Raw genomic sequence first — 14,054 nt, 5'->3', positions numbered from 1 at the left:
CGAAACTTATCCCTGATCTCATCATGCATTGGATAAGCACCCACGAGTACACCATCCACCTCGATGGCATCTTTAAATATACTTCTAACTTGCTCAGTATCTGGTTTTTTTAACTCTTCTTCGATTTCTGCATCTGTTTCTTTACGAATATCATGTGATGGGCGCTCTAAACGAAACCTAAAACTATCGATTTGTTTATCCGCTATTCGTTCAACCAAACGAACACCGATATCATCATATATATAAATATTAATTCGATTAATTGGATCTACACTTTCGACAACCCGATAGTTTTTACCTAATGCTTTAAGCCATGGCTCAACGCCTGAACTCATATATAAATCCGTACCATTATAATTAATCGCACAACCATGGACCTTAAACTGATGTTGTGGATTTATTTTCTTTATAAAACCTTCTTTATCAGCATCTTGCTTTGTCGTAGACTGACCATTACTACAACTGATACACAGTAAAAGGGGGAGAAATAGCGCTAGTTTTTTTTGAAATATATGCATTACTTTTTCCCACCCTTGATCATATCTAAACCTTTTTGGACCGATTCTGCTGCTTCATCAATTTTTTCTTGCGCCGCTTTAGCACCTTTATACGCACCCTGTCGGGTCGTATCCCAACCTTTTTGCAGCATGCCATCACTAGCCTGATTGACTTTGTCCTTATTTTGTCTTGCCCATTGTTTAACGCTTTCATCCATCCAATTACAACGGCTTGGATGTCTAAAATAACTTTTTGCCGTATCTAATACCGCTTGTTTATTTGTCGCAGTTGGCTTTTTAGACCAATCCCTCCATTTTGTCCCGACATCACGTACCGCAATAATCGCTAAATTGGCAGCAAGTAAGTGTAAGGGGTTTCGTGCTTCGTCTTTCCCCAATTGTGTATGACTTGGGTTATCACCATGAATCACAGGATTTACCCCTTGTTTTACACTCACAATCTCATGTGAGTGTTTTAAAACATTATTCACGCCAAATTTGAATAAAAATTTAAACAGTGAAGTGACCAGTGTTTCTAATAGTGCGGTTTGCTTTTTAAACTCACTGATGGTTTTTGCTGCTTTTTTTAGCAAATCAACATAACCTGCTTCATATAAAGCACAAATTTCATCCCTTAACTCTAAGTATCGAAACCAAATTTTGGTTAAATTCTTATCTTTAGACACCGCATCAAGGGTAAAAATAAATTCTTGAATAATCAAATCAGAAAAACTACGTTCGCCAGAGACCATTCCTTTATATTCACTCCACTCTTTAAGTGGATCAATCATCTTCGCCAAAGTACCACCAATACTGGCAAAGGTATCCCAAGAGTCAAAAGTTCCTGTCACCAAAGGAATTTGTTCATAGCGACTAAAATTATTTTTTCTTAATACATTGTGTCTAACATCAGTATAACCATGCTTAATCAGTGTAATTTCAACAAAATTACTGTGTGAAAAAAAATCTTCCAAGACATGAAAGGCATTGCCCAAATGCCGCAAAGGCGCATCCGAGCTACTGCTTTGTTTCATGCTTTCTTCTAACTGTCCCAACATATACTCTAATGCTGTTGGAAATGCCGAATCACGCATATTATTTGGGGTATTGTCAGCGATATAATTTTTTAAATTAAATTGTGCAGATTTCTGATCACTGTTGGTTTGAAAGGTTTTATCATTCGGTTTAGGGTTTAATTCTTTGTCTATATGGGTATAAATATCAGCACCAAAAGGATTGTCGATATGTTCTTCAAAACGATAAACACCTAATATACGCTCGCCATCTTTTCCTCTTAGATCACGAAATAAACGATGTGGTAAAGAGCTTTCAGGTAAATAAGCCTTCAAAGCTAACGCTTTATAACGCCTCTGATTTTTTTCACTTAAATTACTGTAATTTCCCTTTTTTAGAATTACTTGCATGATAGAACGGTATTTTGAAGAATAGCTATCACTTTTTTCGTACTTTTTTAATCTAATTAAATCACTTGCGACATTTTCATCAAAAAAATGATCATACGCCAAGACTGCCAATATATTGGAAATTAACTTACGTGTTGGTTTTATGGTAGTAATTTTACCTTGATTATCTATCGCAACATCAATGCTTGTATTCAGCACAGCCCCACAGACCAGTTGGGAATGATCTCTTAACCAATTTCCTGCATAAATTGCATTAACTGTAAGTCGATTAAATATTTCACCTTTTGGGTTATCTTCTCCAATAGCTTCTTTTTCAATAGATTGGTGCCCATGTTCAATCCGCACACCTTTATTGTCATCTTTTTTAATATATTTACCTGTTTTGGGGTCTATGGTTCCCCTATTTGCCAGTATTTTAGTTTGTTTAGAAAACTTACCTTCACCTGCACCAAAGTATTCATATTGGACATCTACCACTTCGTCCATTTGCGACTCGAAATCAGCATGCATTCTTGCGGCTCTTTTCCCCGATGTTGGGGTGATTTTCAGCTTTCCTGAAAACTTTTCAGAGCTTATTTCTGCAAACTCAAACTCAGTATTTGCACCTTTGTCTTTTCCTTCTGTCAATTGACCTAAATTATATGCATAAACCGCACCTTCATCTCGTGGTGCATCAGGTGCCAGTTTTTCTATTTTTACGGGTATTTTTAAAATATCACCAATATAAATAAGATTAGGGTCAGAAATTTGATTAAGTGAGCATAATTCTTCAACAGTGGTATTAAAATTCTTCGCGATCTCTTCCAACACATTGCCTTTGACAATCACATATAGATTAAAGCTATTGTCTAATGAATAGTTACCACTGATTCGTAGATGATCATCGATGTAATGCCCATACTCATGTAAAAGCACTGTATAAAGTCTTTCCAAATTACTGTCATTTTCTAGCGCAGATAACACTGTATCAGCAGCAAGATAGATTTTCTTGTCATGATGATTAAACCCAGCTGCGTGACCGTTGATACTTTTAGCAACCACCGTATGTTCAGGCGGTTGAATTAGACCATTCTCCAAGTCGGTTTTCAGGGCTAAATACAAACTGTCTGGAATATCAAAACCAAAGATCGGTGCGACCAAACTGACAAAACTTTCTTGAGAGAAGGTCTTTGCCAATACAACAAGTTGGTCATGGGCATAGGTACTTTTTAGCGTCGGTAATGGCTGATCTGGTGCAAAATTTACGATCGGCAACAAAGGTAATCCAGCACTCACTTTCATCCCAGAGCTAAGTTTCTGCTGTCCAGATTTAACTTCAAACAAGCCTGGCGTGGTCGAAAAAATACCTGAGCCATTCAGTCTTAATTCAGATGTATCCGCACGAAATACAATTTCTTTAGGACTGATCATATAAATCGTATCTTCAGTCGATATGATCTGAATGCCTTTACGCGCAATCAAATCTGCACCATCACTATGCGCTTTTATTTCAACCTTGCCTTTTGCAGCATAAAGTCTTGCACCGTCTTGCGCCGCAAATAAATTGATCTTGTTTTTTGCATGTGCTACAAGATTCTTTTGGCTACTCAGATTTATACTGTTGCCTGCGCTCTGGCTGATTTGCCCATCTGCTGAAAGATGAAGGTCGCTATTGGTCGACATTGCGATAGAGTTTGGTGAAGCCAGTAGCATTAAAGCTTGTTTAAATGCATCTGCTTTGTCTTTTTCACCTTTTTCTATTTGATTAAGGAAGTATTTTAAATTATTTAAAACTTCCAAAGGATCAGTTTGTTGATGCTTGGCAACTTCACTTAGCGCTTTGGCATTCTCTAGACTATTTTCTAACTGACTTTTGGCTTCGGTTGTATCTAGATGATTACCTGATGCCTCATCTTGTGCATGGGTACTCAGCAGTAAGCCTTGTCCTGCGCGTATTGCGCCCCATTGGTCCGTTCTTAACTCAAAGCCTTCACCTCGCCCTTCACTGGTCTCTGTTTCTTTTGGATAACTGAGATTGCCAAGATTGAGTTGAGTTGCACCATAACTGCTGTGTAACTGACTGCTGATCTGGTTGTTGGTATCGTCAAATCTCAGTTGGTTATAGCCACTTCCCTGATATTCCTTGCTTTTAATCCCTGCCAACTTCTTAGTATCGAGTAACTTGCCTTTGTTATCAAACTTGGTTGGATAACGGTATCCTTCATGAATACGCCCCACCACAAAAGGTCTGTCAATATCCCCCGCAAAGAAGTCAACCACGACCAACTCTCCAATACGTGGTAAGAAGCGTGCTCCATAGCCTTCGCCTGCCCAAGGAGTGAGTACATCGACCCAAGCTGAGTCGGTATCATTGTCGTTCGCACCTGCACCTCCATCATGGCTGTGGTCTTCATTGCGGGTAAACAGGAAGCGAACCTTAATACGTCCCCATTCATCCACATGGATTTCGTCTCCACTCGGTCCAACCACTCTCGCTCGCATTGGATGGGCTGCGGGTCTTTGGGTTAAGGGATTATATTCAGGAACAACTGTAATATTACGTCGTTGTAGAATGAGCTGATTGGCTTGGCGTTCTTCGTTATTGTTTGTGGTGAGATGGGCGAGTTGCCATTGGCTTTGTCGGATGAGTGCTTCGACTTGATGGCTCAAGTCTTTGGGTAAGTTATTTTGGTGATAAAAGGTTTTGGAGATGATCAGAAATTGCCGATCGGCAACATCTTTTAGCTCTAGAGTTGGATGTTGGTTAAGTTCAAAGTGATAACCCACCTGCGCATCTCGTACCGTTGAAGTTGCGATAAATTGTTTGGCTTGCGCATCGTAGTAGTTGCTGAGGTTTTGGTTAAAGCGTTCGATCTGACTGTTGCCGGATGGTGTTACTCCATCTTCTCCATTTAAGTCTTGAGTCCATGCAGGGCTAAAGTGCCATACTTGTTCTAAACCTAGACTGGCGTTATCGTACTGGTCACTGCGCTGATGTTTGCTTTGTACATTGCCTGCACCTTGTTCGGTTTCAAGAATATCGGCTTGCCAACGGTGGATATGTACCGATGTCGGTTGAAGTGAACGTTGTCCTGTAAAATTGATAATCGAATCGCGAGTCTCTACAGATGAACTTCGATGAAAGCGGATCGTGCGTCGTTCTAAACTTTTATATTGAGTATTGTCATCAATTAATCTAAGCTTTTGAGGCTGGATGGGTTCATTAAAATGAGACACTTTAAGCTGTGCTTCATCAATTAAACTGGTCACACCTTCCGATGCTAGAAGCCTTTGAATAAGGTCTATATCTCGTTCATTATTCTGCATAATGAAGGGTCGAATATCGTAATCTTTAGTTAGACCGCTTTTATCCAAAGTCAAACTTGAAGTAAACAGTGGAGATCTGTCTCGCCATTCATTAAATATAACTTCTACTGCTTGTAAAGCAGACATATTCATAAATACGCGCGAGTTTCTACGTTGTTTCCATAGTGCGGTTGGATCTTCAACCGTGAGGCGATAAATCGTCAAAGCTCCATCTGAGGCGCCCACCTCAGCTTTGGTCACAATTCCTGAAATACGATTGAGTTCGGAGCGATCATTGACCACATCAATGGCTACACGACAGCCAATAAAGCGTTTTAATGCAATATCGTTCAGCGTAGATAGACAAATCAGTTGTAAGTTCACCCCATCATTGATGGCATGTATCCCATCAACGCGTTGTAAAAATACCAGTTGATTAAGTTCAGTATTTGAAAAAGACGCATGGATAGCACGTTTTTGAGCAGTAAGACCCAATTTTTCCAAAGCAAAATAAATATTATTAAACATGAGTTATTGTGTAGTTGTTCTAAATTAAAAAACACTCTACAAAAAAGATCATATTTTGTCCATATTTAATTTTATCTACATACTTCATTATGTTTCATTTCGTTTCGATAGTTTTCTCCGATACATTACCGCTCCCATAGTTAAATTAAATTTTTCGCATAATTCTTTTATAGAAAGTGTATTTAATTCCTGTTTGGCGTTCTTACCCAATTTAGAAGAGAAACTCGTTTTTTTTCACCTAATAATTCTTTTAAATAAGAACGAGCAGTTAAAATTTCCTGTTCAGTTTTATTGAGTCCTATCGCAATCTCTTTGATTGAATACTGTGTACTCATATTTTTTTGAAGATCCAATGCACATCTAAATCTAGTGATTATTTTAATTAGCAATCCGAGTAATTTCATTGATTTAGCCCAACCATATTTCTTTAAAAACTCAGCCAAATCATCGGTCAAAATGAAAATATATTGACTCTTTGCAATTCGCTCATACATCGAACCTTTGTAGATCATAATCCCAGCTTGTGTATTTCGCTCTTCACACACATCCCAGTCTTCACCTTACCAATCTTTAATTGTCTTTATTGGATAAATTTTATATCTTTGAACCATAAGCATAAACATTTTTATTAAATTCTTCTTAATACTCAAAGAGCTTTATTTAATTTCAATCACAAATAAAAATTACATTTATTAAACTAATTTAAATAAAATATTTCCAAAGCTGTAATTGCTCAATAACAAGTCGTTCAAAGCTAAAGATACAAATCGTGAATAAATCTACTGATATAGTGAGATTGACAGGTATAAATTGGACACTTACCATCATGACCAATCTTAGATCAGCAGTATTGGTTTTGTTTTGAATCTTCAGTATCAATTAAAAATAATTTCTATCATTTGTGTGACTCTTGCAATTACGGCGTGTTCGTCTTTAGGCGGTGGTTCTGTGCAAAAGCGTGCAGCTAAACTTTCTACAGGTATACAAAAGGCTTATTCAGTTTCTCCTGATATTGCAAATCGAGTCTCACCTTTTATTGTACAAAGTGCAGATCAATATGATGTTAATCCTTTACTGATCGCAGCTACAATTCGCCAAGAATCCAGTTATCGTAGTTATGTGACTTCTCCCTCTGGAGCGGTTGGCTTAACTCAGGTCATGCCACGTTATTGGCAACAAGCTTGCCCGGGCGATCTATTTGATGAATATACCAATGTACGCTGCGGAACCATGATCTTAGCGAAATATAACCAATCTGCAGGTAGTTGGAAAAAAGCATTAGGTTATTACAATGTTGGTCCTACAAATTATGAATCAAATCGTAAAATGAAACGCCAAGGTAAGAGATATGCCAAACAAGTGAAACAGCACGAAAAACAGTTAAAATCTTCGTTATAAAATTTAGCACTAAAATCTAATATCAATCCCCAGAATAAAGTTAAAATTAATTCAACTTAACTTTGCAAACAAAGCACTGCTTTGTTTGCAGCGCAAGATTTGGCAATATCTCTAAAAAGTTGAGCATCGCCTACATCTAAATATCAAAAAACCCTCTCTGAATTATGTATGAGAGGGTTTGTTTTTTTGTCGACTTCACCATTAAGTGTATTGTCGATCAGATACAGTTACTGGCTATTGGCGTTTAATCCGCTGAAATATCTTCAAACAATACTGAAGATAAATAGCGTTCACCGGCATCTGGTAATATTACGACAATGGTTTTTCCTGCATTTTCAGGACGAGCTGCCAATTGTGCCGCTGCTGCTAATGCTGCACCACTTGAAATCCCCACAAAAATACCTTCCTGAGTTGCACTTTTGCGTGCAAAATCAATAGCAACTTGGTTTTCAATCGCAATCACTTCATCGACCAAATCTAAGTTTAAATTCTTAGGAATAAAGTTTGCACCAATCCCCTGAATCTTATGTGGACCAGGTGTTAGCGTTTCGCCACGCTTGGTTTGACCTATGATTGGAGAGTCTGCTGGCTCGACAGCAACTGAATGGATCGCCTGTTTTTTAACATTTTCAAAATAACTAGAGATCCCCGAAATTGTTCCCCCAGTGCCCACACCAGCCACAAGAATATCAACTTTACCACCTGTTGCAGCCCAAATCTCTGGACCCGTTGTCGTCTCATGGATTTTTGGATTAGCTGGATTTTCAAATTGTTGCGGTAAGTAATATTTTTCAGGTTGCTCTGTGGCTAAACGTACAGCTTCCTCTACCGCACCTTTCATCCCTTTTGCTGGTTCAGTTAAGATTAAGTTTGCACCTAAAGCTTTTAATACTTTACGACGTTCAAGGCTCATACTGGCAGGCATTGTCAAAGTAATTTCATAACCTTTTGCTGCTGCTACAAATGCCAATGCAATTCCTGTATTGCCACTGGTTGGCTCAACAATATGCATCCCTTGCTTTAAAAGCCCTTTGGCTTCTGCGTCAGCAATAAGTGCAGCACCAATACGGTCTTTCACTGAAAATGCAGGATTACGGCTTTCTGTCTTTGCTAATACAGTCGCACCACCCGTAATCAAACGGTTAATACGAATCAGTGGTGTATTACCAATCGATTCAGCATTATTGGCATATACAGCGATACCTAGATTTTCTGTGCTTGGGAAATTTGGATCTGTAGACATGGTCTTTCCTTGAATTTAAAATTAATTTATATCAATCTATCATAATGCTTTTTTATGTAGCTTTGACATTCAGTAACTGAATTTAATTATAGCAACAATAAAATAGTTTATTCATATAAATCATATGTTTAGTTTTTGCGCAATGTGTTTGACTGAATTGTCAGCAAATCAAAGTATATATTTGTATATTATTTCAAGCATAATAACGCCATAACTCATCTGAAGAGAAGATTATGGCAAGCAGTGCTTATCAAAAATTTTACCGTCAATTTACAAAAAAAATCTTAGATAAAATTGTCAGCCCACAAGTTTTAGGTGACACACAAACACTTGAAAATACAATTAACGATCCAAATATACCGCATTTTCCAATTTGCTATGTCATCCAAGACGACTCTACATCCAATAAAGTCTTGATCGATAATGAAACTGAAAAGAGAAAACTCAGCCCAGCTTTTGCACCACTTCAGCTTTCTTCTGACTATCAAGAAGATGATTCATTTATTACTTTAGAGCCAACAAAAAGTAATGCTTCAGCTTATTACCCAGATAAAATCATTCGTCTGGTTGAATTTTTGTTGAAGCACCCAGAACAAGATGTATTGCTGATCCCGACCACAATTTTATGGGGACGTGCGCCTGAAAATGAAGACAGTTGGTATAAGGCATTGATGGCAGATGCTTGGGCAAAACCGACAGGTATCAAACAAGCCCTCAATATCACGCTGTATGGTCGTGACAATTATATCGAGTTCCATCAAGCGATTTCTCTTCGTCAATTGATCAATTCAGCGATTGAGCTTACTCCAAATTTCTCACCTGCTCACTATGTGGTTACCGAGCTGAATAAACAATTTAATGGTTATAAAGAAGCCATTCTCGGTCCTGATATTTCAGATCGTCGCAATGTCATCAATAAATTGATGACCACTGAAGCCATAAAAGAAGCTATTTTAAATGAAAGTATTCACAAGAAAATCAGCATCAATGAAGCTGAAAACTTAGCACACAAATATTTAGATGAAATCGTTTCTGATTTTTCCTACTCAACCTTACGCTTTGCTGAGATTGCATTAACCAAGCTTTGGACGCAATTGTATGATGGAATCGAAGTACATAACTTTGATACGGTGCGCGAACTTGCCAAAGATTATGAGATTGTCTACACCCCTTGTCATCGTAGCCATATCGACTACTTGCTGCTGTCCTATGTGATTTATAACCGTGGATTGATGGTTCCGCATATTGCGGCAGGTATTAATCTGAATATGCCTATCGTTGGACAGTTAATGCGTGGCGCAGGTGCGTACTTTATTCGCCGTAGCTTCAATGGAAATGCGTTATATACCGCTGTTTTTAAAGAATATATCTACAGTATGTTAAATCGCAATACACCGATGGAATACTTTATAGAAGGTGGACGCTCACGAACTGGATTATTATTGCCGCCTAAAAAAGGGATGTTGGCAATGACGATTCAAAGTTATCTACGTGGAAACAGTAAACCAATTGCCTTTATTCCTACATATTTTGGTTATGAAAAGCTGATTGAAGGAAGTTCATACATCAAAGAATTGGGCGGTCAAAAGAAACAAGCTGAATCTTTATTTGGTTTATTAAAATCTATTCAAAAAATCGAAAAAGTATTTGGTGTGGTACATGTCAATCTAGGTGAGCCTGTTTTTCTTGAAGATATTTTGCAAAAGAATCAAGCACCGCAACATGTCGGATTGCATGATGAGATTCCTGACAGTGTCAAAGCCACAGTGAATGATATTGCAATCGATATTTTGGAAAATATCAACAAAGCGGTTGTGATCAATCCAATCAGTTTGATTTCTTTGGTGTTGTTAAACGCACCAACGCATAGTTTGGCTGAACGAGAAGTTTTGGTTCGTTTAGAACAATTCCGCAATTTATTGAAACATCATCGCTATGATGATCGTATGCAAATCACTGAACTCTCCAACAAAGAAATCATTCAATATGCCATGAAACTCAAACAAGTTGAGTTGATTGAACATGACAATGAACGTTGGGTAAAAGTAAGTGATATACAAGTCGGCTTACTCAAATATTTTAGTAATAACATCCTACACACCTTTATTCTGCCTGCTTTAATCGCAAAAGTATTTAAACAGCAGACTGAAGAACAGATGTTTAAAATTGAAAAATCTACCTTATGCTCACAAGTGATTGAACAATATCCCTTGATCCATAAAGCATTTTTCTTAAAATGGGACGAAACTGAAGTTGATACCCAGATTGAATGTATTCTGGAATATTTCAGTGCTGAAAAACTGATTGATATTGATGCAGATCAAATCATCAGCATTTCAAACGCAGATCCTAAAATTCGCCTACTTTCAGCCCTTGCACATTTATATGATGTCAATGTGGTGAAAGAGCCTGAAAAAGAAGCAAAGGATAAATAACTGCATCGTAAATTTGAATAAATCTATACTGGGATTAAATCGAAACCAATCGTTTTGATAAAATACCCAGTATAGATATTAGAATTAGACACAGCGAAGATCACTAAAATTCAATGATACCAAGTTTATCTGCTTATCGAATGCTTTAACCCAATAAAACCATAGTAATTGAGCACTTGTGCAAAACTTTTTACTAAAGCAAAACCAGCCTGTTTGTACAAATCAATGATCTCGTCTGGACGAATTAATGCAAAATCTTGAGTGATACGATCTGCCATAACCTCTACTTGCTTTTCATGTAATCCTGAATCCAATGTCAAAGTTTTTAGACTGTCTAACTGTTGCTCATTTTCAAATTGAGTGAGCTCTACACTTAAACATAAGCCTGTATTGCTTAGGCTATTTGAAATATCTTTAAAAAAGTCTAATTTGCTTTCTACAGGAACAAAATGTGATACCAAAATCGCCAATGCGGCATCAAAAGTTGTGTCGATATGGTGCAATATAGAGGTATCACCAACGATACATACAATTCGAGAAGATAGTTCTAAATTATCAATATGTTGTTTAGCTTTTTCAATCATGTTGGGCGCAGGATCAATTGCTGTAAAATTCCATTGCGGAAATTGCTCTGCCAAGTATTGCAACTCATAGCCTGTACCACATCCCACCACCAAAATATGGGCTTGTTGAGGCAAATAAGTTTTCAGTAAAGCATGAACTTGTAAGTGAATCAGTTCGTAACCAGGAATCAACTTGCGGATATGTTCATCATAACTTTCTACAACCACGGGATGATTAAAGTCCTTTGCCATGATTTACCCCCTCTAAGTTTTAATTTTTAAGTAACTGATTGATAATTAATAGATGAATAATTAAGACTCTGACACGATCGTATGTTTAACTTTAACGGCTTGCAGACAAAAATCAGCAATTTGTTTAACAAAATATTCTTTATAGGTTTTATCAAAGCGCTTGGTTTTCGCAATACTGAGCGGTTCGATCACCACAAATGTCATTGCACCTACAATACACAATGCGGTGGTATTTAAATCTTCAAAAATAAACTCACCTGAGTGTCTTCCCTCAGTTAAAATTTTAATAATACTTTCTTTAATCAACTGCTTACTCTGGAAACGTTCAAGCTCAAATTGTGGATCAACAGGTTCAAACAACAGAGAATAAGACAGTCGCGGGCTATTCATTGCACGTTTAACAAAAGTTGTGACTGCACGATGCAATTTTTCAACAGCCGTTAATTCAGTATGGGCAATATCATTCAGAATATTCACTTCGATATGAATAGCGGCATTTAAAACTTCAATCAACACTTGATTTTTATTTTCAAAATAGCGGTAAACTAAACCACTTGAAACACCAGCACGATCTGCAATTGCTTGAATTTGCGCATCTTTAAATCCCCCTTGTGCCACCAGTTCACGAGCTGACAATAAAATCATCTCTCGATTCTGCTGCATTTTTTCTTCCATGACAGAGGATCTTTTATAATTCATAGTAATGTGCAAATCCTATTCAGGCTTAAATCGTTCAAGCTAAATATTAATAAATTTTAAATCAATATGCTATCAATCTCAGCAATTTCATACTGATATATAAACTTCACCAATATCTTTTCATGATCTGTTGAGTGTGAATTTTTGCCAAATACAACCAGATGCACAGCCAGCATTAAACTTTGATTAAGCACAAAATGCCACATCAAACTGTTTATCTTAGATGCAGAACAATCTCACTTTGTCCGTTAATCCCCCCTTTATTTGGTCACTCATCCCCTTTTTTCACATGATCAAAAATGCTTCACTCATCTTATAAAGTGCTTAAATAAAACCAGTGAAACTAATTACTTAAGATAGTTTAGTGGTTGCTATTTTATTTGACTTTTATGACCGCAATAACAAAAAAATTCAAGGAACGAACAGCATGAAAACACAGCCCCTCCTTCTCAGTATACTTACTCTATTTTCAACAGCTTATGCTCAGGCGGCTGCCATGGATCAATCAGGACAATCAATACTGGCATTTCTTGAAGACAAAAACTATTTTGAAGCCAGCATTTCCGCTGTTGATCCAGATGTTTCTGGTAAAGTTCGCAATCGTCCAGATTTGGTCAATGCAGGTAGCAATGATCTAAGTACTGGCGATATGGCGCGCTCATTCCAATACTATAATGCAGCATTGAAACTTCAAATTGCGCCAAAAGTTTCTTTTGGTGTGATTTACGATCAACCATATGGTGCAGATATTGAATATCCTTTACGTACAAATAATACCTTCTCGGATAATGAAATTACCATGAAAGGTACTTCTGCCGATGTAGATACACAAAATATTACGATGCTATTCGGTTTTCAGCCGAATACACATTTTAATTTGTATGGCGGTGGCGTTTATCAAACTGTAAAAGGATCAGTATCTTTACGTGGCAATTCGATGAGTGTATTTAATGGCTACGATGCAAAATTCAAACAAGACAGTGCTGTAGGTTGGATGGCAGGTGCAGCTTTTCAAATACCCGAAATTGCCTTAAAAGCCGCAGTAACTTACCGTTCTAAAATCAAACATAAAATTGATGCGCAAGAAACGATTTTTGGTGAAACATTGGCTTTTACTGGAGATCAACCAACTGAAATCAATACACCTCAATCCGTCAATGTTGACTTACAAACTGGCGTTTATAAAGACACAATTGCGTATTTAAATGCGCGTTGGGTAAATTGGAAAGATTTTAAAATTCGCCCTACCCAATTCGGTGCCTTAACCGAACTCGCAACGGCTGAACTGAGCCAAGGATTGTATTCAGGAGGATTCAATCTCGATGATTATCAAAAAGACCAATACAATTTAACACTTGGTCTGGGACATCAGTTTACTGAAAAATGGGCAGCTTCAGCAGATGTGTCATGGGACTCTGGTACGGGTAATCCTGCTTCTGTATTAAATCCAACCAAAGGTGGGTGGGGATTGGGGATTGGTGTTCAATATAATCCAACTGCTGATTACTTTATTGCTGGTGGAGTTAAATATCAATGGATTGGCGATGCAACCGCACAGGATGGAACATATTATATTCCTGTTCCTGGTGCTTCTGAAGTCGCACAACAAGGTGACTATCGAAACAATAATGCCATTGGTTATGGTCTAAAAATCGGCTATCGGTTCTAAAAACAACGATTTGGATAAATTTATTTTTTAGCGTAGACTTCATTCTGGCGTATATATTTGA

The 14,054-nt window shown here is 37.5% G+C and carries 8 protein-coding genes and 1 pseudogene; 3 read left to right on the top strand and 6 right to left on the bottom strand.

Annotated features, from left to right (window positions below):
* The 3 genes and pseudogenes from ACINWC743_RS01685 to ACINWC743_RS01675 all read right to left on the bottom strand — a co-directional run.
* Positions 1 to 518 (bottom strand): annotated as a pseudogene (locus ACINWC743_RS01685) (hypothetical protein); the annotation flags it as partial.
* On the bottom strand, positions 518 to 5,734 hold the full coding sequence (tssI, locus tag ACINWC743_RS25160; RefSeq protein ID WP_009584093.1) for a type VI secretion system tip protein TssI/VgrG: 5,217 nt from the start codon (positions 5,732 to 5,734) through the stop codon (positions 518 to 520). The gene tssI and the pseudogene ACINWC743_RS01685, both read right to left, overlap by 1 nt.
* Before the next feature lie 182 nt (positions 5,735 to 5,916).
* Complete coding sequence (locus ACINWC743_RS01675) at positions 5,917 to 6,279, bottom strand: hypothetical protein (protein WP_009584084.1); 363 nt, start codon at positions 6,277 to 6,279, stop codon at positions 5,917 to 5,919.
* 316 nt (positions 6,280 to 6,595) lie between these two features.
* On the opposite strand from ACINWC743_RS01675, the gene ACINWC743_RS01670 reads away from it, so the two are divergent.
* Positions 6,596 to 7,132 (top strand): lytic transglycosylase domain-containing protein, encoded by a 537-nt coding sequence (locus ACINWC743_RS01670; RefSeq protein WP_009584085.1) that lies wholly within the window; start codon positions 6,596 to 6,598, stop codon positions 7,130 to 7,132.
* Between the two features lie 244 nt (positions 7,133 to 7,376).
* On the opposite strand, the gene cysK is transcribed toward ACINWC743_RS01670, so the two are convergent.
* On the bottom strand, positions 7,377 to 8,375 hold the full coding sequence (cysK, locus tag ACINWC743_RS01665) for a cysteine synthase A (protein ID WP_004830592.1): 999 nt from the start codon (positions 8,373 to 8,375) through the stop codon (positions 7,377 to 7,379).
* Positions 8,376 to 8,608: 233 nt separating this feature from the next.
* Between cysK and plsB the strand changes: the two genes are divergently transcribed.
* Entirely contained in the window at positions 8,609 to 10,810 is a 2,202-nt protein-coding gene (gene plsB / locus ACINWC743_RS01660) for a glycerol-3-phosphate 1-O-acyltransferase PlsB (protein WP_009584111.1), read from the top strand.
* A gap of 125 nt (positions 10,811 to 10,935) precedes the next feature.
* Here plsB and ACINWC743_RS01655 read toward each other — a convergent pair whose 3' ends face one another.
* On the bottom strand, positions 10,936 to 11,625 hold the full coding sequence (locus tag ACINWC743_RS01655) for a class I SAM-dependent methyltransferase (protein ID WP_009584102.1): 690 nt from the start codon (positions 11,623 to 11,625) through the stop codon (positions 10,936 to 10,938).
* Positions 11,626 to 11,685: 60 nt separating this feature from the next.
* On the bottom strand, positions 11,686 to 12,324 hold the full coding sequence (locus ACINWC743_RS01650; protein ID WP_046760663.1) for a TetR/AcrR family transcriptional regulator: 639 nt from the start codon (positions 12,322 to 12,324) through the stop codon (positions 11,686 to 11,688).
* Between the two features lie 427 nt (positions 12,325 to 12,751).
* Here ACINWC743_RS01650 and ACINWC743_RS01645 point away from each other — a divergent pair, with 427 nt between their 5' ends.
* The gene (locus ACINWC743_RS01645) at positions 12,752 to 13,993 is read left to right on the top strand and encodes an OmpP1/FadL family transporter (protein ID WP_009584110.1); all 1,242 of its coding nucleotides are present in this window, start codon (positions 12,752 to 12,754) and stop codon (positions 13,991 to 13,993) included.
* Positions 13,994 to 14,054: the final 61 nt, after the last annotated feature.

Source organism: Acinetobacter sp. WC-743 (genome assembly GCF_000335555.1).
Taxonomy (GTDB): Bacteria; Pseudomonadota; Gammaproteobacteria; order Pseudomonadales; family Moraxellaceae; genus Acinetobacter; species Acinetobacter bereziniae.
The sequence above is the reverse complement of the archived record's forward strand: the minus strand, read 5'-3'. Positions and strand labels throughout refer to the sequence as shown.